Raw genomic sequence first — 21,113 nt, forward strand, 5'->3', positions numbered from 1 at the left:
CAGTAGGGGTACGGACCACCCGCGCTGTTCACGCGTTCGTCACGCAGCGTCAGCGCCGCAGTGCGGAAAGAGCCTTTCCTATGAGGGCGGCACGGTCGGCCGCCGCGGTGACGTGCTCCAGGCCGAAGCCGAGGAGCACGGTGTCGCGGGTGGTGACCGCTCCGTACGTCTTGAAGAGCTCTCCCGTGCGCGTCCAGTCCCGCAGGACGGCCGGGCTGCCCGGGGGCGGTCCGGCGACGGCCCACGGGCCGAAGGAGGACTCGAAGCCCTCCGTCGCGGTCGCGGTGCCGCCGACGACGAGGGACGCGTCGTCGACGAGGAGGCCGTGGCCGCCCGCGCTCGGGTCACTGATGTAGCTGAACGACACCTCGATCGACCGGCCCGCGTACGCGCTCAGGTCGAAGGAGACCTGCTGCCAGCCGCTGGAGGCGCCGGTGAAGCTGTTCCAGGCGCCGCTGGTGCCGGTGGCGGAGCAGCCGGACGCCTCCACGGTGAGGTAGTGCCGGATCCACGGGTGTTCCCGTGCGAGGAAACCGGCCTCGCACTCGGTGGGCACGGTGGCCGAGGTGGCGCCGCCCGCCTCGGGGAGCGTGGTCCAGTCGTCGGCGCCCGTCGTGTGGACCTCGACGATCGCGTGGTCGTAGCCGGGCTCCGTGTCCCACAGGAGCTGGGAGCGCAGCGCCGGCCGGTCGGCCGCGGAGACACCGGTGAGGTCGATGGTGCGGGTGAGGCGCTTGTAGGCGTCGTCGGTGTGGACCGCCGCGGCCATGAAGGAGCCCGCGTAGGGCCCGTACGGGTTGACGGTCCCGGCGAACTGGCCCGCTCCCGCGCTGGTGGCGAACTGCGGGTACTGCGTGGCGGACAGCGAGTCCGAGGTGACGCCGTAGGTTCCCGCCGCGTTCAGCGGGTTGCCGGGCGCGTCGCCGAGCGTTCCGGCGGCACCGGCGAGCCGGCCGGAGCCGGTGAAGCCGGTGGCGCCCGGGGTGGACGTACGGGAGTAGGCGCCCAGGTAGTACTGGCTGAAGTCGTTCGAGAGGTTGCCGCCGCCGAGGTCGACGTTGCCGCCGGCCTGTTCGCCCGCCTCGACCAGCTTGCCGCCCTCGTTGAGGAAGGCGCGCAGCTGGAGCTGGGTGGCGTTGCCGGGGCGCGGGGCGCCGGTGTAGTGGACCACGGTGTCGAAGTGGCCGAGGACGCCGAGCGCGTCGGGCGCGCCCTGGGTGGCGACGTCCCAGACGAGGGCCTTCTTTCCGTTGGCCTTCAGCGCGTCGACGTACGTCCGGGCCTGGGTGGCGGTGGCGCCCTCCTCGGCGACGACGAGGACGTCGGCGCGGGGCCGTTCGGCGACGGTGTAGCTGAAGTGCGGGCTGGTGGTGGGTTTCCCGCTCCTGGTCTCGCCGGTGAACCAGACCTCGACCTTGTCGCCCGGGTCGCCGTCCTTGACCTTGGCGCGGTACTCGTCGAAGTAGAGGTTGTCGGCGCCGCCGTACGTCTCGCCGCCCTTCCAGGGCCGGAGCGCCATGTCCCGGGTGCGCCCGCCGTTCACGCGGTACTTCAGTTCCTTGTCGCGCACGGACCTTCGGACGACCGCGGAGACCTCCTGGTCCGCGCCGCGGGAGTACGACGTGGTGAAGGCGGCGGGGGTGAAGTCGGGGGCGTCCAGGCCCACCGAGGAGGACGGCCGGTCGGGGTGGGCCGCGGTCTCGGCGACGGAGAGCGCGAACGGGACGTTCTTCTCGAACTCCTGCTTGATCAGCTTCTCGTCGTCCGGGAAGGTGAAGACGGAGGCGCAGTCGGCCGCGTTCCAGGCGTCGTCCGGGTCGAGGTCCGACGCGGTCTGGCAGGTCGACATCTCGGGGGTGAACATCGCCGTGCCGTTGACGTTGCCTGCGTGTCCGTCCGCCTCGCCGTTGGTGGTGTACAGCTCCGAGGAGACCTGCGGGTGGTAGCCGGGGATCGCCGAGTTCTCGGGGGTTCCGGCGAGCGCCTTGTAGAGCACGTCGTCCGGGGTCGGTGTCGCCACCTGCCAGCCGACTCCGTAGAGGAGCAGTTCGGCGGCCGAGTGGTAGTTGATGCCGTACGTGAAGCCGACGCGCTTCTCGAAGGCGTCGAGGGCCTTGGTCTCGGGCTCGGAGGCGGGGCTCGCGCCGCGGTAGGTCTCGCTGGTGGCGTTCGGGGACGACCCCTCGTCGTCGTAGCCCCACTTGTAGGCGAAGTTGCGGTTGAGGTCGACGCCGTCACCGGTGGAGATGACGCCGTCGCCGTTGACGTCCCGCAGGTTCTTGCGCCACTGGCGGGTGTCCTCGTCCTGGAAGGTGTAGTCGTAGCCGTCGGGGTTGGCGGACAGCACGAACCACAGTTCGGTCGAGTCGACGATCTTCCTGACACGCCGGTCGGTCGCGTAGTTGTCGAGGTAGTAGTGCATCAGCCGCCGGGTCATCTCGGGGGTGATCCACTCGCGCGCGTGCTGGTTGGACATGTACAGCACCGACGGCTTGGCGCCGTCCTTGGTCTTCTTCGCACCCTTGGTCAGCTTGAGCGCGAGGATGTCCTGGCCCTTGAGGGTCTTGCCGATGGAGACGACCTTGGTGAGACCGGGATTGGCCTCACCCGTTCTGATGATCTCCTCCTGGAGGTTGCCCTTCCCGCTGTACGGGCGGAACACCCCCTGGGCGGCGTCGGCGACGCGGTTCTCGGCCTTGGCGGACAGCGTGTGTTCGGTGAGGTCGACGCCCTGTTTCTCCAGTTTCCGGGCCTGCCGGTCGGTGACGTAGACCTCGACCGTGCTCTTCCCGTTCTTCCAGGTGGCGTCGCCGAGTTCGTGGCCGTCCTGACCGGCCGCGAGCAGCAGGGGTACCTGCTGCTTCGTGACCTCTGCGCGGAACACCTTGACGGCGTTCGTGTCGGGCCCGGGCGAACTCCCGTTCTGCGCCTGGGCGATCGGCGCCACGGCCGCACCGCCCAGCAGGAGCGCGCCGGTAGCGAGGATCGCGCTCGCTCTTCGTCTCATGAGCCCCCCTTGCACTGGTCCGCCACAGCAGCGAACAGAGCCAGGCTCATGACAGTTCATGGTCAAGTCAAGAGCGCCTCAAGACTGGTCAAACGCCGGCACCGACGTCCCAAGCGGGCGTCGGCACCGGCGTGTTGAGCTTCCGTCAGGTCAGACCGCGAGGTTGTCGGCCATCTCGTCGGAGAGGTTCGACTCGGTCCCGGGGATGCCGAGGTCCTGCGCCCGCTTGTCGGCCATGGCCAGCAGACGGCGGATCCGGCCCGCGACGGCGTCCTTGGTCAGCGGCGGGTCGGCGAGAGCACCCAGTTCCTCCAGGGAGGCCTGCTTGTGCTCCATGCGCAGCCGCCCGGCGGCGGCGAGGTGCTCCGGCACCTCGTCGGCGAGGATCTCCAGAGCGCGCTGCACGCGGGCCCCGGCGGCGACGGCGGCGCGCGCCGACCGGCGCAGGTTGGCGTCGTCGAAGTTGGCCAGCCGGTTCGCCGTGGCGCGCACCTCGCGGCGCATCCGGCGCTCCTCCCAGGCCAGCACCGACTCGTGCGCGCCGAGGCGGGTCAGCAGGGCGCCGATCGCGTCACCGTCACGGACGACGACGCGGTCCACGCCGCGCACCTCGCGCGCCTTCGCCGCGATGGACAGCCGGCGGGCGGCACCGACCAGCGCGAGCGCGGCCTCCGGGCCCGGGCAGGTCACCTCCAGGGAGGAGGAGCGGCCGGGCTCCGTGAGGGAGCCGTGCGCCAGGAACGCCCCGCGCCAGGCCGCCTCGGCGTCGCAGGTGGCCCCCGAGACCACCTGCGGCGGCAGGCCGCGGATGGGACGGCCGCGGCCGTCCACGAGCCCGGTCTGGCGGGCCAGCTGGTCACCGCCCGCGACGACCCGCACGACGTAGCGCGAGCCGCGGCGCAGGCCGCCGGGCGCCATCACGATCAGTTCGGAGCTGTGGCCGAAGATCTCGAGAATGTCCCGCTTGAGGCGGCGCGCCGCCATGGCGGTGTCCAGCTCCGCCTCGATCACGATCCGGCCGCTCACCAGGTGAAGGCCGCCGGCGAACCGCAGAATGGCGGAGACCTCCGCCTTTCTGCAGCAGGTCCGGGTGACGGGAAGCCGGGAAATCTCATCCTTCACCGCTGCCGTCATCGCCATGGGCCGATCCTTCCATGCATCCGAAAAATACGGTCGTACGCGGCGGCCAACAGCTCCGGGTCGTGCCGCGGAGATCCGTCGGTCCGGGCCACCGGCGCCAGCTCGACCGCGGCGCCGAGCCGCTTGGCGGCGTCGGCGAGAGAGTCGCGGTCGGGCACGGCGGCCTCGTCGGCCAGCACCACGTCCAGGGCGAGTTTAGGGGCGTGTCGTCCCAAAACCTCCAAATGACGCTGCGGGGAGAAGCCTTCGGTTTCTCCGGGCTGCGGCGCGAGGTTCAGGGAGAGTACCCGGCGCGCCTTCGTCTGGATGAGGGCGTCGAGGAGTTCGGGCACCAGCAGATGCGGGATCACCGACGAGAACCAGGAGCCGGGACCGAGGACCACCCAGTCGGCGTCGAGGACGGCGGCGACGGCCTCCGGCACGGCGGGCGGGTCGTGCGGCACGACCTGTACGGACTGGACCTCACCCGGGGTGAGCGCCACGGTCGCCTGGCCCCGGACGGTGTCGACGTCCTCGGGCCGGTCCGGGTCGTGCCCTCTGACCAGGGCCTGCAGCTCCAGGGGCACGGCCGACATGGGCAGCACCCTGCCGTGGGCGCCCAGCAGCCTGCCGACCAGGTCGAGTGCCTGAACGTGGTCGCCGAGCTGCTCCCACAGGGCCACGATCAGCAGATTGCCGACCGCGTGTTCGTGCAGGTCGCCCTTGGACTGGAAGCGGTGCTGGATGACGCGGGCCCAGGTCTGGCCCCAGTCGTCGTCGCCGCACAGGGCCGCCAGGGCCTTGCGCAGGTCGCCGGGGGGCAGGACACCCAGTTCGTCACGCAGGCGCCCGCTGGAGCCGCCGTCGTCGGCCACGGTGACGACGGCGGTGAGGTCGCCGGTGATCCTGCGCAGCGCGGCGAGCGAGGCGGACAGACCCATGCCGCCGCCGAGGGCGACGACCTTGGGCTGGGCGCCACGGCGGCGCGGCTTGGCGCCGCGCGCCACGACCGGACGGCCGGCGCGCTCACCGGGGGTCTCCCGGCGCAGCCGGTACAGCCGGGAGACGGCACGTTCGGTCACTCGCGCCCCATGTCCCGATGCACGATCACGGTCTCCACGCCCTGGGAGGCGAGGCGGGCGGCGAGCTTCTCCGAGGTGGCCACGGAGCGGTGCTTGCCGCCGGTGCAGCCCACGGCGATGGTCACGTAGCGCTTGCCCTCGCGCCGGTATCCGGCAGCGATGAGCTGGAGCAGCTCGGTGTAGCGGTCGAGGAACTCCTTGGCGCCGGGCTGGTTGAAGACGTACGCCGAGACCTCTTCGTTCAGGCCGGTGAAGGGGCGCAGTTCCGGGACCCAGTGCGGGTTGGGCAGGAAGCGCATGTCCACGACCAGGTCGGCGTCGACCGGCAGCCCGTACTTGAAGCCGAAGGACATGACGGTGGCCCGCAGCTCGGGCTCCTCGTCGCCCGCGAACTGGGCGTCCATCTTGGCGCGCAGCTCGTGCACGTTCAGGCTGGAGGTGTCGATGACCAGGTCGGCGTCGCCGCGCAGCTCGCGCAGCAGTTCGCGTTCGGCGGCGATGCCGTCCACGATGCGGCCGTCGCCCTGGAGGGGGTGCGGTCGGCGCACGGACTCGAAGCGACGGACCAGGGCCTCGTCGGAGGACTCGAGGAAGACGATCCGCCGGGTGACGTGCTTCGCCTCCAGGTCGGCGAGGGATTCGCGCAGGTTGTCGAAGAAGCGGCGGCCGCGTACGTCGACGACGACGGCGATCCGCGCGACGTTGCCCTGGGAGCGGGCGCCCAGCTCCACCATGGTGGGGATCAGCGCGGGCGGGAGGTTGTCGACGACGAACCAGCCGAGGTCCTCCAGACACTTGGCCGCGGTGGACCGGCCGGCTCCGGACATGCCGGAGATGATCACCAGTTCGGGGATGACCCCGTCCGGGACTGCGGTCGTGACCGTCTCGGTGCCCGTACCCACGTGTGCTCCGTCTTCGTGTGCCGCCTCGTGCTCTGTTCGGTCCGCGGCCGGCACGCCGTGGTCCTCCTGGGCCTGCGCCGGGCGTTCCGCTTCGTGCGCGTCGTTCTCGCTCATGTCTCCTGCCCCCGTCGTTCGTCCGAGGCTCCCGCGGTCACGGGCTCCTCCACGGGGCCCGCCGTCGTCGCGGGCGCCGCGTCTTCGTCGTCTTCCATGATCTCTCCAGTCGCCGTGTTCACGGCGGGTGCGGCGGGAGCCGCCTGGGCGAGGGCCACGGCGATGGTCTCCGCCGTCTTTCGGCCTATGCCGGGAACCTCGCAGATCTGGTCGATCGTCGCGGAACGCAGCTTCTTCACCGAGCCGAAGTGTTTGATCAGTGCCTGTTTGCGTGATTCGCCGAGGCCGGGCACGTCGTCCAGGGGGCCGGACCTGAAGCGCTTGGCCCGCTTGGCGCGCTGGTAGGTGATCGCGAAGCGGTGGGCCTCGTCCCGGACGCGCTGGAGGAGGTACAGGCCCTCGCTGCTGCGCGGCAGGACCACGGGATCCTCGTCGTCCGGCAGCCACACCTCCTCCAGGCGCTTGGCGAGCCCGCAGACGGCGATGTCGTCGATGCCGAGTTCGTCGAGGGCCCTCTTGGCGGCGGCGACCTGGGGCCGGCCGCCGTCGACGACGACGAGCTGCGGCGGGTAGGCGAAGCGCTTGGGGCGCCCGTCGTCCTCGGTGAAGGTGATCTCGGGAACCTCGCCCCCGGGGGTCCCGTCGGCGTCCGTACCGGGCTCGGAGCCGGTGGCGACGGAGGACGGGGCCTCGGCGGAGGTGTCCGCGCCGTCCGTCCACTCCCCCGTCTTCTCCTTCTCGACCAGGTAGCGCCGGAAGCGGCGGGTGATCACCTCGTGCATCGACCGGACGTCGTCCTGGCCTGCGAAACCCTTGATCTGGAAGCGCCGGTACTCGCTCTTGCGCTGGAGGCCGTCCTCGAAGACGACCATGGACGCCACGACGTCGTCGCCCTGCAGGTGCGAGATGTCGTAGCACTCGATCCGCAGGGGCGCGCTGTCCAGGTCGAGCGCCTCGGCGATCTCCTCCAGGGCCCGCGAGCGGGTGGTGAGGTCGGAGGCGCGCTTGGTCTTGTGCAGGGCGAGGGCCTGGAGCGCGTTGCGCTGCACGGTCTCCATGAGGGCCTTCTTGTCGCCGCGCTGCGGGATGCGGAGCGACACGTTCGAACCGCGGCGCGCGGTGAGCCACTCCTGCACGGGTTCCACCGGATCGGGCAGGGCCGGGACGAGCACCTCCTTGGGGACGGAGTCGCCGGTCTCCTCGCCGTAGAGCTGCTGGGTCGCGTGTTCGACGAGGTCACCGGTGGTGACCGCCTCGACCTTGTCCGTGACCCAGCCGCGCTGGCCCCGCACGCGTCCGCCCCGTACATGGAAGATCTGCACGGCGGCTTCCAGCTCGTCCTCGGCGACGGCGATGAGGTCCGCGTCGGTCGCGTCGGCGAGCACCACCGCGCTCTTCTCCATGGCCTTCTTCAGGGCCTCGATGTCGTCGCGCAGCCTGGCCGCGCGCTCGTACTCCATCTCCTCGGCGGCTTCCGCCATCTGCTGTTCCTGCCGGCGGATGTACGTCCCGGTGCGGCCGGCCATGAAGTCGCAGAACTCCTCGGCCAGCTCGCGGTGTTCCTCGGGCGAGACCCGTCCGACGCAGGGGGCGGAGCACTTGCCGATGTAGCCGAGGAGGCAGGGGCGGCCGGTGCGGGCGGCGTTCTTGAAGACGCCGGCGGAGCAGGTGCGGACCGGGAAGACGCGCAGCAGCAGGTCCACCGTGTCGCGGATGGCCCAGGCGTGCCCGTAGGGGCCGAAGTACCGCACGCCCTTCTTCTTGTGGCCGCGCATCACCTGCACGCGCGGGAACTCCTCGTTCATCGTCACCGCGAGGTAGGGATAGCTCTTGTCGTCGCGGTACTTGACGTTGAACCGGGGGTCGTACTCCTTGATCCAGGAGTACTCCAGCTGGAGGGCCTCGACCTCCGTGGACACGACCGTCCACTCCACGGACGCGGCGGTGGTGACCATGGTGCGGGTGCGCGGGTGGAGGTTCGCCAGGTCCTGGAAGTAGCTCGCGAGGCGCTGGCGCAGGCTTTTCGCCTTTCCGACGTAGATCACCCGGCGGTGCTCGTCGCGGAATTTGTACACCCCGGGAGTGTCCGGGATCTGTCCCGGCTTGGGGCGGTAGCTGGAGGGGTCGGCCATGTCACACACCCTACTGGCGTGCGCCGACAGCGCGGCGGGCTCCCGGCCGACGGCACCGCGCGGGGGTGGCGTTCCCGGGCGCCGCAGGCTCTCCCGGGGCGACCTCGGGCCCGTCAGCCGCGACGGCGGCGCAGGGCGCGCGAGACGCTCAGGAAGAGCGCGACGAGCGCCCCCGCACCGGCCGCGGCCGACGCCACCACGACGAAGGGGTCGGTCCGCTCGCTCCGCGCGTTCCTGCGCCCTCGCGGGCTCTCCTCCCCGGCCCGTCCGCCCCGCCCCGGTCCGTTGCCGGCCGCGTGCCGTCCGAGGCCGGTCCCGTCGGCCGCCCCGTCGGCCGTCCTGATGGGCCCCGCGTTCCCGTACCCGCGATCCGCGGAGGCCGGCGCGGCGTGACGGACGTCCGCGCGCCCCTGCGCGTGGGCCGGCGGGCCGCCGCCGACGGCGGCCAGTATCGCGGCGAGAACGGCGAGTCGTCGTACGGAGCGCATCGCGTTGCTCCCGCTGGGGTCGAGGGGGAAGGAGCGCCTACGGGGGCCGAGGTCGGCCATGTTGAGCATCAGGTGTTGTCGGGACTTGGTCAACACGCTTCAATGCGGGGGAACTTGGGGCGTGAACGGCGCAACCCGCGTGTGAACGGTCCCCGCGCGCCCACCAGGCGGCCCGACCATCACACGAACGGCCTGGTCAGCCGCAGTGAACATTCACAGAAAGGCCCCTGCATGCGGCACGGCACACACCACGCGGACGCGGAGATCGGCACGGCGGAACTGGACACGGCCCTGCGCGGCGGCCCGTTCCATGTCGCGCTGCGTGCCGCGATCGCCGCCCGCGGACTGCCGCTGCAACGCGTCCAGCACCATCTGTCGCGCTACGGGGTCAAGGTCGGCGTGACGAGCCTGAGTTACTGGCAGCAGGGGGCCCGGCGGCCGCAGCGCCCCGAGTCGCTCCGGGCGGTCCGCGCCCTGGAGGAGATACTCCAGCTGCCCGACGAGTCCCTGATACGCCTGCTCGCCAGAGCCGAGGAGCGCGCCGACCCGGAGCGTCCCACCGGCCGCTCCTACCGTTCCCTGGTGGAGGCGTCCGGCGTCCTGGAGGGGCTGCTCGCCGAACTGGAGTCGCCTCTCGACGGCGGCCTGCACACCATCGGCCATCATGAGCGGGTCCGCATCGGTGCCCGGCGCGAACTGCTCGGCCGCGAATCGCAGCACATCGTGCGCGCCCACAAGGACGGCGTCGACCGTTATGTGGCCGTCCACCACGGCGACCCGGGATGCGACCCGGAGAGCACGGCGGTCCTCGCTCTGGAGAACTGCCGTACGGGCCGGGTGCGCCGGCACCACGACACGGGGATCCTCGTGGCCGAACTCCTCTTCGACATCCGGCTCCGAGCAGGCGATACGTTTCTCTTCCGCTACGGCTTCGAGGACGGGACGGCCGGGGCGTCCAGCGAGTACGTCCGCGGGTTCGGTTTCGCCGGCGGACAGTACGCGCTCCAGGTGCACTTCGCCGAGGACGCGCTTCCCGTGCGCTGCCATCGCTTCACCCAGCATTCGGCTGCCGCGCCGCGCAGCGGCCGCCAGGAACTCACGCTGAGCGGCCGCCACCACTCGGTGCACCTGGTCGAGCCGCGCGTGCGGTCGGGGATCGTGGGCATCGGGTGGGACTGGGAGTGACCGGTCGCCCCTTCAGGGCGTGACCGTCTCTGCGGGCGGGACCGTTTCGGGGCGTACCCGTCTCGGGGCACTCGTCTCGGGGTGCATCCGTCTCCGGGCTGCCTCCGCTGGGCACGGACCGGAGGGCAGCCGGTGCGGAACTCCCTTCCGCCGCCGGGACCTCCCAGCCCGCCGCGGGACCTCCGGGCCAGCCCCTTGGGCCTCCGAGCGCGTACCCGGACCTCGCCCGGGCCGAGGACCGGCACCCGCCCGGGCCCCAGGACCGGCGCTCAGGCCTCCGGACCAGCGACGATCTTGCCGTTCTTCTCCTCGACGGACAGCGCGTTGAGCGGCTCGGTGGCCGGCGCCCGCAGCACCTTGCCCGTCCGTGCGTCGAACTCGCTTCCGTGGCACGGGCACACGAGTGTCGTGCCCTCCAACTTGTTGATGGCGCACCCGGCGTGCGTGCAGATCGAACTGAACGCCTTGAGCGAACCGTCCTCGGCGCGGCTGACCACGACGTTCTGGTCCTGGTAGAGCTCGGCACCGCCCTTGGCGACCTCGCTCTCCGCACCCAGCACGACCGGGGCGGTCGGTGTCGCGGGGGCTCCCCCGCCGCCGCCTCCGGAGCACGCGGCGAGTCCGAGCCCGGCGACCGGGGTGAGCGCCGCTCCCCTCAGGACGGTGCGACGGCTCGCGGACGGACGCCCGGGCATGGCATCTCCCCTGGTCTGGTCGGTGATTCGGTGACTGCGCGGATGCTCCACCCGGTGTGGCACGGGGGCGCAGGGCGACGATACCGGCACAGACCGTTCCGCCTGACGCCGGGTGAGCGCGGCCGACCGGCCCGCGCAAACGCTTACGTCCGCACCGAGCGGGCCCGTGGATCCTCCACGTAAGCGTTTACGTGCGGTGCCGGATGGGATACCTTCGCGGGCGGACGGGCGGCTCCGCACGCCCGGACACCCTCGGGTCACGGGCGGAGCGGCGCCCCGTCGGCGCGGGGACGACGACGTCCCCGGAGCGAGCCACCAGGTCCCGGGGAGGGAGTGCCATGGCGACGATGGTCGACGTGGCCCGGCGTGCGGGCGTGTCCATCGCGACGGTGTCGCACGTCCTGAACGACACGCGCCCCGTTCTGCCGCGGACGCGCCAGGCCGTCCTCGACGCGATCGACGAGCTGGGCTACACGCCCAACACCCTGGCCCGCTCGCTCGTCACCTCGCGCACCCGGTCGATCGGGCTCGCCGTCTCGGCGATCAGCAACCCGTACTTCACGGAGATCCTGCAGGGTGTGGAGGCCCGCGCTCTGGAGGACGGATACACCCTGCTCATCGCCGATCCGCACGACGACCCGGAACACGAGCGGAAGATCGTCCAGCTGCTGCACGAACGGCGCGTGGACGGCATGATCATCGCTCCCTCCGCGACCCCGGAGGCGTTGCTGCGCTATCTCGGGCAGCACGCCGTGCCCACCGTGTTCCTGGACCGGACGGTGCGCTCCCCCGCCGGGAGCGGCTTCCGCCACGACCAGGTCGGCACCGAGAACATCGCGCCCATGACAACCCTCGTCAGCCATCTCGCGGGACGGGGGCACCGGCACATCGGACTCGTCGCCGGGCTCCCGGGGCTCAGCACCACGGCGGAGCGCGTCACGGGGTACCGGCTCGGCCTCGCCCACGCCGGGCTCCCTTACGACGAACGGCTCGTCGCGCACGGCGAGTCCCGGACGGACACGGCCGAGCACGCCACCCACCGGCTGCTGTCCCTCACGGCGCGGCCGACCGCCCTCGTCACGGCCAACAACGCGATGACGATCGGCACGTTGCGGGCGCTGCGCGAACGAGGACTGTCCGTGCCGAAGGACCTGGCCCTGTGCTGTTTCGACGACTTCTCCTGGGCGGACCTGTTCAGCCCCGGGCTCACCACGATCGCCCAGCCCAGCAAGGAGATCGGCGCCCGCGCCGTCGAACTGCTCCTGGGGCGGCTGGCGGAGCCGGCCCGTGAGAGCCGCACCGTGCGGCTGCCCGCCACGTTCGTCCACCGCACCTCGTGCGGCTGTCCCGACAACTCCACGCTCCCCGAAAGCCATGTGGCCCCCAGGAAAGGAACCACGTCGTGATCGTCGTCGCCGGTGAGGCCCTGATCGATCTGGTGCCGCAGGGCGCGGGTGCCCTGGCGGGCCTGCTGCCGCGTCTCGGCGGCGGCCCCTACAACACGGCCGTGGCGCTGGGCCGCCTCGGCTCTCCCACCGCCTTCTGTTCCCGCGTCTCGCGGGACGCGTTCGGCGAGGCTCTCCTGGCAGGGCTGACCGGAGCGGGCGTCGACGTGTCGTCCGTGCAGCGCGGCGACGAGCCGACGACACTGGCCGCCGCCACGATCGGACCGGACGGCTCGGCCGCCTACTCCTTCTACGTCGAGGGCACGGCGGACCGCCTCTTCTCGACTCCCGCCGCTCTCCCGGACGCCGCTCGGGCCGTGTCCTTCGGCACCTGCTCCCTCGTGCTGGAACCGGGCGCGAGCGCGTACGAGGAGCTGATGCGCAAGTCCGCCGCACAGGGGGTGTTCACCGCGCTCGACCCGAACGTCCGCGCCGGCCTGATCCCGGATCCCGACACCTACCGCGCCCGGTTCCTGAGCTGGCTCCCCTCGGTGTCCCTGCTGAAGCTGTCCGAGGAGGACGCCGCGTGGCTCGGCGGCACACCGCGGGAATGGCTGGCCGCGGGACCGGCGGCCGTGGTGGTCACCCGGGGCGGCGACGGGCTCACGGCCTTCACCCGGGACGGCTCGGTGCACTCCGTTCCGGGCGAGGCCGTGGAGGTCGTGGACACCATCGGCGCGGGTGACACCGTGAACGCGGCGCTGCTGCACGGCCTGGCCGCCCGGGACGCCCTGTCCTCCGCGGCGACGGCCGAGCTGGGCCCCGAGGGCTGGACCGACCTCCTGCGCTTCGCCGCCCGTGCCGCGGCGATCACCTGCTCACGGGCGGGTGCGGAACCGCCGTACGCCTCGGAAATCGGCGCTGTCTGACACCGGGCGGCAGCAGCCGTGCGGCTTCCGCGCGTGGGGCGGACCGCGGCCACAACGGCGCCGAGACCGGGGCCCGGCGTGACACGGCGGCGCCCCGCGGAGAGATCCGCGGGGCGCCGCCGTCGGTGAGTCGCCGTCCGCCCGGCCGGGCGTCCGCTCAGGCCTTGCGCGCCCGCGTGGTCTTCTTCGCGGGCGCCGCCTTCTTCGCCGCCGTCGACTGCGCGGCGGTCTTCTTGGCGGCGGTCTTCTTGGCGGCGGTCTTCTTGGCGGCGGCCTTGGTGGCCGTGCCGGTGACGGTCTTCTTGGCGGGCGCCTTGGCCGCGACCGCCCTCTTGGCGGCCGCCTTGCGCGGCGCCTTCACCGGCGCGGCGTCGCTGATCCGGTCGGCGCCGAGGACCTCGCGCAGGAACTTGCCGGTGTGGCTGGCCGGAACGCCGGCGACCTCCTCGGGAGTGCCCTCGGCGACCACCAGTCCACCGCCGTTGCCACCCTCGGGGCCCATGTCGACGACCCAGTCCGCCGTCTTGATGACGTCCAGGTTGTGCTCGATCACGATGACCGTGTTGCCCTTGTCGACCAGGCCGGACAGCACCGTGATGAGCTTGCTGATGTCCTCGAAGTGCAGACCGGTGGTCGGCTCGTCGAGCACGTACACGGTGCGGCCGGTGGAACGCTTCTGGAGCTCGCTGGCGAGCTTGACGCGCTGGGCCTCACCGCCCGACAGGGTCGGCGCGGACTGACCGAGCCGGACGTACCCGAGGCCGACGTCGTTCAGCGTCCTCAGGTGGCGGGCGATCGCCGGGACCGCCTCGAAGAAGGCGAGCCCCTCCTCGATCGGCATGTCGAGGACCTCGGAGATGGACTTGCCCTTGTAGTGGACCTCCAGGGTCTCCCGGTTGTAGCGCGCCCCGTGGCAGACCTCGCAGGGGACGTACACGTCCGGCAGGAAGTTCATCTCGATCTTGATGGTGCCGTCGCCCGAGCAGTTCTCGCAGCGGCCGCCCTTGACGTTGAAGGAGAAGCGGCCGGGCAGATAGCCCCGTACCTTCGCCTCGGTGGTCTCGGCGAACAGCCTGCGGACGTGGTCGAAGACTCCGGTGTACGTCGCCGGGTTCGAGCGCGGGGTGCGGCCGATCGGCGACTGGTCGACATGCACGACCTTGTCGACGAGGTCGTCGCCCGCCACGCGCGTGTGGCGGCCCGGCACGTTCCTCGCACCGTTCAGCTCGCGGGCCAGGTGCGTGTACAGGATGTCGTTGACCAGGGTCGACTTGCCGGAGCCGGACACGCCGGTGACGGCCGTGAGGACGCCCAGCGGGACCGACACGTCGATGTCCCGGAGGTTGTTCTCCCGGGCGCCGTGCACCGTGAGCCTGCGGCTCGGGTCGGTGGGGCGGCGCACGTCCGGGGTGGGGATCTCCCGCTTCCGCGACAGGTACTGCCCGGTGATCGACTCGGAGTTGGCGAGCAGTTCCTTCAAGGGACCGCTGTGGACGACCTTGCCGCCGTGCTCACCGGCGCCGGGGCCGATGTCGACGACCCAGTCGGCGACCTTGATGGTGTCCTCGTCGTGCTCGACGACGATGAGCGTGTTGCCCATGTCCCGGAGGCGGACGAGGGTCTCGATCAGCCGGTGGTTGTCGCGCTGGTGCAGGCCGATGGACGGCTCGTCGAGGACGTAGAGCACGCCGACGAGTCCGGAGCCGATCTGGGTGGCCAGCCGGATGCGCTGGGCCTCGCCGCCGGACAGGGTGCCGGCCGCGCGGTTCAGCGACAGGTAGTCGAGGCCGACGTCGACCAGGAAGCGCAGCCGTTCGTTGACCTCCTTCAGGACGCGCTCGGCGATCTTCTTGTCACGGGCGTTGAGCTTCATCCGGCCCAGGAAGTCCGCGCAGTCGCTGATCGACATGGCGGAGACCTCGGCGATGGACTTCTCCATGACCGTCACCGCGAGGACGAGCGGCTTCAGGCGCGTGCCGTGACAGGTGGGGCAGGGCACCTCGCGCATGTAGCCCTCGAAGCGCTCGCGGCTGGCGTCGCTCTCGGACTCGCTGTGGCGCCGCTTGACGAAGGGGACGGCCCCTTCGAAGGGCGTGGTGTAGACCCGCTCGCGGCCGTACCGGTTGCGGTAGCGGACCTCGATCTGCGTCTTGTGGCCGTAGAGCAGGGCCTTCTTGGCGCGCTGCGGCAGGCCGGCGAAGGGGATGTCGGTGCGGAATCCCAGCGCGTCGGCGAGGGCGCCGATCAGCCGGCCGAAGTAGTCCTTGGTGTGCCCGTGCGACCAGGCGTGGATGGCGCCCTCGTCGAGGGACTTCTCCTCGTCCGGGACGATCAGCTCGGGGTCGACCTCCATGCGCGTGCCGATGCCGCTGCAGTCCGGGCACGCGCCGAAGGGCGAGTTGAAGGAGAAGGAGCGGGGCTCCAGCTCCTCGAAGGACAGGTCGTCGTACGGGCAGTACAGGTGCTCCGAGTACATGCGCTCGCGCTCGGGGTCGTCCTCGGGGAGGTCGACGAAGTCGAGCACGACCATGCCGCCGGCCAGGCCGAGCGCGGTCTCCACGGAGTCGGTGAGCCGGCGCTTTGCGGAGTCCTTCACCGTGAGGCGGTCGATGACCACCTCGATGGTGTGCTTCTCCTGCTTCTTCAGCGTGGGCGGCTCGGTCAGCTGGATGGTCTCGCCGTCGACCCGGGCACGGCTGTATCCCTTGGTCTGGAGATCGGCGAAGAGGTCGACGAACTCGCCCTTGCGCTCGCGGACCAGCGGCGACAGCACCTGGAAGCGGCTGCCCTCGGGCAGCTCCAGCACCTTGTCGACGATGGCCTGCGGGGACTGCCGGGAGATGGGGCGGCCGCACTCGGGACAGTGCGGCTTCCCGATGCGGGCGAAGAGAAGCCGCAGGTAGTCGTAGACCTCGGTGATGGTGCCGACCGTCGAGCGCGGGTTGCGCGAGGTCGACTTCTGGTCGATGGAGACCGCCGGGGAGAGGCCTTCGATGAAGTCCACATCCGGCTTGTCCATCTGGCCGAGGAACTGCCGTGCGTACGAGGAGAGGGACTCCACGTAGCGCCGCTGGCCCTCGGCGAAGATCGTGTCGAAGGCGAGGGAGGACTTGCCCGACCCCGACAGGCCCGTGAAGACGATGAGCGAGTCGCGCGGGAGGTCGAGCGAGACATTCTTCAGGTTGTGCTCGCGCGCTCCACGGACGATGAGACGGTCGGCCACGCCGGTCCGCACCTTTCTTGAGAGTGGTGACAGGGGCCGCGGGCCCCCGTCTTTCCCAGACTAGGGCGAGCCACTGACAGCGCCGGTTGCTTTCGTTGGTTCACAACAATCCCGGACCGTCCAGCATGCCCGACGCCGTTCACGAGCGTATAGCACGTGCATTCGATTTATGGGGGCGGCCGACCACCTTCACCCGAACGTGTGCCGCGGCTAGGGTCGGCCCCATGATGGATCATGTGCGCGACCTGGCATCTGTACGTGCCGCGACGGATCGGCTGCTCACCGCAGCCGCCGGACTGGACAACGCCTCTGTGACGGAACCGTCACGGCTTCCCGGCTGGAGCCGTGGGCACGTGCTCGCCCACGTCGCCCGCAACGCCGACGCCCTCGTGAACGTCCTGGAGGGCCGGCCCATGTACGCCTCCGCGACCGCCCGCGACGCCGACATCGAGCGGGACGCCCCGCGGCCCCTCGACGCACAGCTCGCCGACGTCCGCGAGAGCGCGGCCCGCTTCCAGGACGTGGGGGCCACGCCGGCCGACTGGTCGCGCACGGTGGAACTGCGCAACGGCGTCACCGACACCGCGGCCCGGGTGCCGTTCCGGCGGTGGGTCGAGGCCGAGCTGCACCACGTGGACCTCGGGACCGGGTACGAGCTGGAGGACCTGCCGGAGGAGTTCACGGACCGCGAGATCGACTTCCTCGTGGAGCGGTTCGCCGACCACCCGGACGTGCCCTCGACGGATCTGGCCTCCGACACCGGCCGCACATGGACCACCGGCGGAGGCGCCACGGGCGGCCCCGTCGAGGTCCGGGGCACGGCGGCCGACCTGCTCGGCTGGCTCTGCGGGCGCCGCGACGGCTCGGCCCTGACCGTCGACGGCGGGCCGCTGCCGGCCCTGCCCCCGCTATAGGCTGGCCGCCATGACGTACAGCGGAGCGGTGAAGGTCGGCGGCCCTGCCGACGTGCACGAGCTGCAGAACCTGATGATCTCCAAGGTCGCGGTCGGCCCGATGAACAACAACGCCTATCTGCTGCGCTGCCGGGCCACCGACGAACAGCTCCTGATCGACGCGGCGAGCGACGCCCCGACCCTGCTCACCCTGATCGGCGACGACGGCATCGCCTCGGTCGTGACCACCCATCAGCACGGCGACCACTGGCAGGCGCTCGCGGACGTCGTGGCCGCCACGCGCGCGCGGACGTACGCGGGCCGTGAGGACGCCGACGGCATCCCCGTCCCGACCGACGTCCTCCTGGAGGACGGCGACACCGTCCGCCTGGGGAACGTGCGCCTCACCGCGCGCCACTTGGTGGGCCACACGCCGGGCTCGGTCGCCCTCGTCTACGACGACCCGCACGGTCACCCCCATGTCTTCACGGGCGACTGCCTCTTCCCCGGCGGGGTGGGCAACACCCACAAGGACCCGAAGGCGTTCGCGAGTCTCCTGCACGACGTCGAGACGAGGATCTTCGACGTGCTGCCGGACGAGACCTGGGTCTACCCGGGACACGGCAACGACACCACGCTGGGCGCCGAGCGCCCCCACCTGCCGGAGTGGCGCGCGCGGGGCTGGTGAACCCGGGCACGTTCCCCGCCCCCGCCCGCGTTGCGGGGGCGGCCACGCCCGACGTGTTCACGGGATTGCAACACCCGTTCCCACCATGCGGACATTTACCGCCGTGACCTCGACAGACGGCACGGTTCGCTGTCACTCTCCCGCCATGCATCTCGCTCAACGCGCCCTGGCCCGCGCCGCGTCCGCCGGCACCGTCGTCCTGCTCGCCCTCGCCGTGGGCTGCGCCCCGCAGCCTGAGGAGAAGGCGTCCGGCAAGGCTTCCGGAAGCGGTGCCGAGGCCTGCGCCAAGGGCTCGTCGGGCACGCGGACCGCCGGCAAGCTCACCGTCGCGACCGACGAACCCGCGTACGAACCGTGGTTCACGGACGACAAGCCCGCGAACGGCAAGGGCTTCGAGTCCGCGGTGGCGTACGCCGTGGCGAAGCAGCTCGGTTACGCGCGCGGTGACGTCGTCTGGCAGAGCGTGCCCTTCAACAAGGCGTTCGCGCCCGGCCGCAAGACCTTCGACTTCGACATCAACCAGGTGTCCATCAGCGACGAGCGCAAGAAGGCCGTGGACTTCTCGTCCGGTTACTACGACGTGCGCCAGGCCGTCATCGCGCTGAAGGGCTCCAAGGCCGCGAAGGCGACAGGGCTCGCCGGCCTCAAGGGCCTCAAGCTCGGCGCGCAGGTCGGCACCACGAGCCTGGACTACATCGACGACGTGGTGAAGCCCACCCGGTCTCCCGCGGCGTACGCGAAGAACGACCAGGCCAAGTCCGCGTTGAAGAACGGCCAGGTAGACGCCATCGTCACCGACCTGCCGACCGCCTTCTACATCACCGCCGCCGAGGTGACGGACGCGAAGATCGTCGGGCAGTTCGAGAACCAGGGCGGGACGCCCGAGCAGTTCGGGCTCGTCCTCGACAAGGGCAGCGCGCTGACCTCGTGCGTGACGAAGGCCGTGGACGCCCTTCGTGAGGACGGCACGCTCGCGAGCATCGAGAAGCAGTGGCTGTCCGAGGCCGTCGACGCCCCGGTGCTCAAGTGACGGCAGTGAAGGAGGAGTCGGGAGGGGATGCCGCCGAGGGCGACATGACCGGCGGCGCCGACCCGTACGTTCCCTCGCCGCGGCGCATCGAGCGTGAGCGGCACCGGCGCGCCCGGGCCCGCCGTTCGACCGCCGTCGCCGCGCTGTCCACGCTGGTCGTCGCCGTGGTGCTGTACGTCGTCGTCGTCGGCGCGCCGGGCTGGCCGCGCACCAAGGAGACGTTCTTCGACGCGTCCTTCGCGCGGGAGGCCTTCCCGAAGGTCCTGGAAGGCCTGTGGCTGAACCTCCGGCTGTTCGCGGTGTGCGGCGCGCTCGTGCTGGTGCTGGGCACCCTCATAGCCGTGGCACGCACCCTGCGAGGCCCGATGTACTGGCCGGTGCGCGCCCTCGCCACGGCCTACACCGACTTCTTCCGCGGCCTGCCGCTGATCATCTGCCTGTCGATCGTCGTGTTCGGCGTCCCCGCCCTGCAGTTGCAGGGGGTCACCGACGACCCGGTCCTGCTCGGGGGCGCGGGCCTGGTGCTGACATACGCCGCGTACGTCGCCGAGGTCGTCCGCGCCGGCATCGAGTCCGTGCACCCCTCACAACGGGCCGCCGCACGCTCGCTGGGCCTGACGAACCGGCAGACCCTGCGCCATGTGGTGCTGCCGCAGGCCGTACGCCGCCAGGTCCCGCCGCTCCTCAACGACATGGTGTCCCTGCAGAAGGACACCAGCCTCGTCTCCATCGGCGGCGCGGTCGAGGCGATGCGCTCGGCCGACATCATCGTGGGCCGGAGCCTCAACTACACGGCGTACATCGTCGCCGCGCTGCTCTTCGTGGCCCTGACCATCCCCATGACGCGCTTCACCGACTGGGTCACCGCGCGCATGGACCGGCGCCGCGGCCAGGGAGGCATCGTATGAGCACGGCATCCGCCCCCGGCGGTCCGATGCTGCGCATGGAGTCCGTGCGCAAGACGTTCGGCGGCACGGTCGTCCTGCGGGACGTCGACCTGGAGGTCGCCCCGCACACCGTGACCACGCTGATCGGCGCCTCCGGGTCCGGCAAGTCCACCCTGCTGCGCTGCGCCAACCTCCTGGAGGAGGTCGACGACGGGGCGATCTGGCTGGACGGTGAGGAGATCACCGACCCGGGCGCCGACCAGGACGCGGTGCGCCGGCGGATCGGCGTGGTCTTCCAGGCGTACAACCTCTTTCCGCACATGACCGTCCTGGAGAACGTCACCCTCGCCCCGCGCCGGGTGCACGGCACAGGGCGCGCGGAGGCGGAGGCACACGCGCGTGAGCTGCTCGAACGGCTCGGGCTCGGCGCCAAGGCGGGCGAGTACCCGGACCGGCTGAGCGGCGGCCAGCAGCAACGGGCAGCCATCGTCCGCGCGTTGGCGGTACGCCCCAGGCTGCTGCTCCTCGACGAGATCACCGCCGCCCTCGACCCCGAACTCGTCGGCGAGGTCCTGGGCGTCGTCCGGGACCTCAAGGAGGACGGCATGACCATGGTCCTCGCCACGCACGAGATGGGCTTCGCGCGTGAGGTCGCGGACCAGGTGTGCTTCCTGGACGGCGGGGTGATCCTGGAACGCGGCACGCCCGAGGAGGTCTTCGGCGACCCCCGTGAGGAGCGCACCCGGCGCTTCCTCAAGAGGATCGTGGACGCCGGGCGGCTGTGAGGCTCAGGTGGCGGCCAGCCCGGCACCGGCCAGGGCCGCCACCCGCTCCACGGCGAACGCGTACCCCTGCACGCCACAGCCCGCGATGACCCCGTCGGCCCGCAGCGAGACGTACGAGTGGTGCCGGAACTCCTCGCGCTGGTGGATGTTGGAGATGTGGACCTCGACCACGGGCAGCCCGTCGCAGGTGTTGAGCGCGTCCAGGAGGGCGACGGAGGTGTGCGAGTAGGCGGCCGGGTTGATCACGATCCCCGCGTGGTGCAGACGGGCCTCGTGGATCCAGTCCACCAGCTCGCCCTCGTGGTTGGACTGCCGGAAGTCGACCGTGCCCCCGTGCGCCGACGCCGCCTTGGCGCACAGCGCCTCCACGTCCGCGAGCGTGTCACGGCCGTAGATCTCCGGCTGACGCTGCCCGAGCAGGTTCAGGTTGGGCCCGTTGAGGATCATGATCGGGGCGTTGGCGAGGGTGCGGGGCACGGTTCCTCCGGTCCTTCGGGTCGGCCGGCCCGTCGAGGACCGCTACTCGCACCCGGTTTATCACGCTGCACCGGACGGGTGACCGCTCGTAT

17 protein-coding genes are annotated in these 21,113 nt (G+C 71.3%); 8 read left to right on the forward strand and 9 right to left on the reverse strand.

Annotation, left to right across the window (positions count from 1 at the left end; translation table 11 throughout):
- Positions 1-49: 49 nt before the first annotated feature.
- The 6 genes from B0675_RS35990 to B0675_RS41625 form a co-directional block, all read right to left on the reverse strand.
- Positions 50-3,007 (reverse strand): M14 family metallopeptidase, encoded by a 2,958-nt coding sequence (locus B0675_RS35990; protein ID WP_081223785.1) that lies wholly within the window; start codon positions 3,005-3,007, stop codon positions 50-52.
- A 150-nt stretch (positions 3,008-3,157) separates the two neighbouring features.
- Complete coding sequence (whiA, locus tag B0675_RS35995; RefSeq protein WP_081223786.1) at positions 3,158-4,147, reverse strand: DNA-binding protein WhiA; 990 nt, start codon at positions 4,145-4,147, stop codon at positions 3,158-3,160.
- On the reverse strand, positions 4,138-5,208 hold the full coding sequence (gene yvcK, locus B0675_RS36000; protein ID WP_081223787.1) for a uridine diphosphate-N-acetylglucosamine-binding protein YvcK: 1,071 nt from the start codon (positions 5,206-5,208) through the stop codon (positions 4,138-4,140). Before yvcK ends, whiA begins: the two co-directional genes overlap by 10 nt.
- Positions 5,205-6,224, reverse strand: coding sequence for an RNase adapter RapZ (rapZ, locus tag B0675_RS36005; protein WP_081223788.1), 1,020 nt, complete (start codon positions 6,222-6,224; stop codon positions 5,205-5,207). Before rapZ ends, yvcK begins: the two co-directional genes overlap by 4 nt.
- The gene (gene uvrC, locus B0675_RS36010; protein WP_081223789.1) at positions 6,221-8,356 is read right to left on the reverse strand and encodes an excinuclease ABC subunit UvrC; all 2,136 of its coding nucleotides are present in this window, start codon (positions 8,354-8,356) and stop codon (positions 6,221-6,223) included. The genes rapZ and uvrC overlap by 4 nt, the downstream gene beginning before the upstream one ends.
- 113 nt (positions 8,357-8,469) lie before the next feature.
- Positions 8,470-8,940, reverse strand: a complete 471-nt coding sequence (locus B0675_RS41625; protein ID WP_179165502.1) for a hypothetical protein — start codon at positions 8,938-8,940, stop codon at positions 8,470-8,472.
- Between the two features lie 135 nt (positions 8,941-9,075).
- Between B0675_RS41625 and B0675_RS36020 the strand changes: the two genes are divergently transcribed.
- Entirely contained in the window at positions 9,076-10,029 is a 954-nt protein-coding gene (locus tag B0675_RS36020; RefSeq protein ID WP_081223790.1) for a hypothetical protein, read from the forward strand.
- Between the two features lie 269 nt (positions 10,030-10,298).
- On the opposite strand, the gene B0675_RS36025 is transcribed toward B0675_RS36020, so the two are convergent.
- Complete coding sequence (locus B0675_RS36025; protein ID WP_081223791.1) at positions 10,299-10,724, reverse strand: Rieske (2Fe-2S) protein; 426 nt, start codon at positions 10,722-10,724, stop codon at positions 10,299-10,301.
- A gap of 338 nt (positions 10,725-11,062) precedes the next feature.
- On the opposite strand from B0675_RS36025, the gene B0675_RS36030 reads away from it, so the two are divergent.
- Entirely contained in the window at positions 11,063-12,130 is a 1,068-nt protein-coding gene (locus B0675_RS36030) for a LacI family DNA-binding transcriptional regulator (protein ID WP_081223792.1), read from the forward strand.
- Positions 12,127-13,038 carry a carbohydrate kinase gene (locus B0675_RS36035; RefSeq protein WP_081223793.1) on the forward strand — a complete coding sequence of 304 codons (912 nt, stop codon included), beginning with the start codon at positions 12,127-12,129 and terminating at the stop codon, positions 13,036-13,038. The genes B0675_RS36030 and B0675_RS36035 overlap by 4 nt, the downstream gene beginning before the upstream one ends.
- A 157-nt stretch (positions 13,039-13,195) precedes the next feature.
- Here B0675_RS36035 and uvrA read toward each other — a convergent pair whose 3' ends face one another.
- Positions 13,196-16,261, reverse strand: coding sequence for an excinuclease ABC subunit UvrA (gene uvrA / locus B0675_RS36040; protein ID WP_081223794.1), 3,066 nt, complete (start codon positions 16,259-16,261; stop codon positions 13,196-13,198).
- 224 nt (positions 16,262-16,485) lie between these two features.
- Between uvrA and B0675_RS36045 the strand changes: the two genes are divergently transcribed.
- The 5 genes from B0675_RS36045 to B0675_RS36065 all read left to right on the forward strand — a co-directional run bounded on the left by B0675_RS36045 (position 16,486) and on the right by B0675_RS36065 (position 20,544).
- On the forward strand, positions 16,486-17,175 hold the full coding sequence (locus B0675_RS36045; protein WP_081223795.1) for a maleylpyruvate isomerase family mycothiol-dependent enzyme: 690 nt from the start codon (positions 16,486-16,488) through the stop codon (positions 17,173-17,175).
- A gap of 10 nt (positions 17,176-17,185) precedes the next feature.
- On the forward strand, positions 17,186-17,842 hold the full coding sequence (locus B0675_RS36050; RefSeq protein WP_081223796.1) for an MBL fold metallo-hydrolase: 657 nt from the start codon (positions 17,186-17,188) through the stop codon (positions 17,840-17,842).
- A gap of 145 nt (positions 17,843-17,987) precedes the next feature.
- Positions 17,988-18,872, forward strand: a complete 885-nt coding sequence (locus B0675_RS36055; RefSeq protein WP_081223797.1) for an ABC transporter substrate-binding protein — start codon at positions 17,988-17,990, stop codon at positions 18,870-18,872.
- Positions 18,869-19,780 (forward strand): amino acid ABC transporter permease, encoded by a 912-nt coding sequence (locus B0675_RS36060; RefSeq protein WP_081223798.1) that lies wholly within the window; start codon positions 18,869-18,871, stop codon positions 19,778-19,780. Before B0675_RS36055 ends, B0675_RS36060 begins: the two co-directional genes overlap by 4 nt.
- On the forward strand, positions 19,777-20,544 hold the full coding sequence (locus B0675_RS36065) for an amino acid ABC transporter ATP-binding protein (RefSeq protein WP_277625265.1): 768 nt from the start codon (positions 19,777-19,779) through the stop codon (positions 20,542-20,544). Before B0675_RS36060 ends, B0675_RS36065 begins: the two co-directional genes overlap by 4 nt.
- A gap of 3 nt (positions 20,545-20,547) precedes the next feature.
- Here B0675_RS36065 and aroQ read toward each other — a convergent pair whose 3' ends face one another.
- On the reverse strand, positions 20,548-21,021 hold the full coding sequence (aroQ, locus tag B0675_RS36070; RefSeq protein ID WP_081223799.1) for a type II 3-dehydroquinate dehydratase: 474 nt from the start codon (positions 21,019-21,021) through the stop codon (positions 20,548-20,550).
- Positions 21,022-21,113 lie beyond the last annotated feature (92 nt).

The sequence above is a fragment of the Streptomyces sp. M41(2017) genome (assembly GCF_002078175.1).
Classification (GTDB): domain Bacteria; phylum Actinomycetota; class Actinomycetes; order Streptomycetales; family Streptomycetaceae; genus Streptomyces.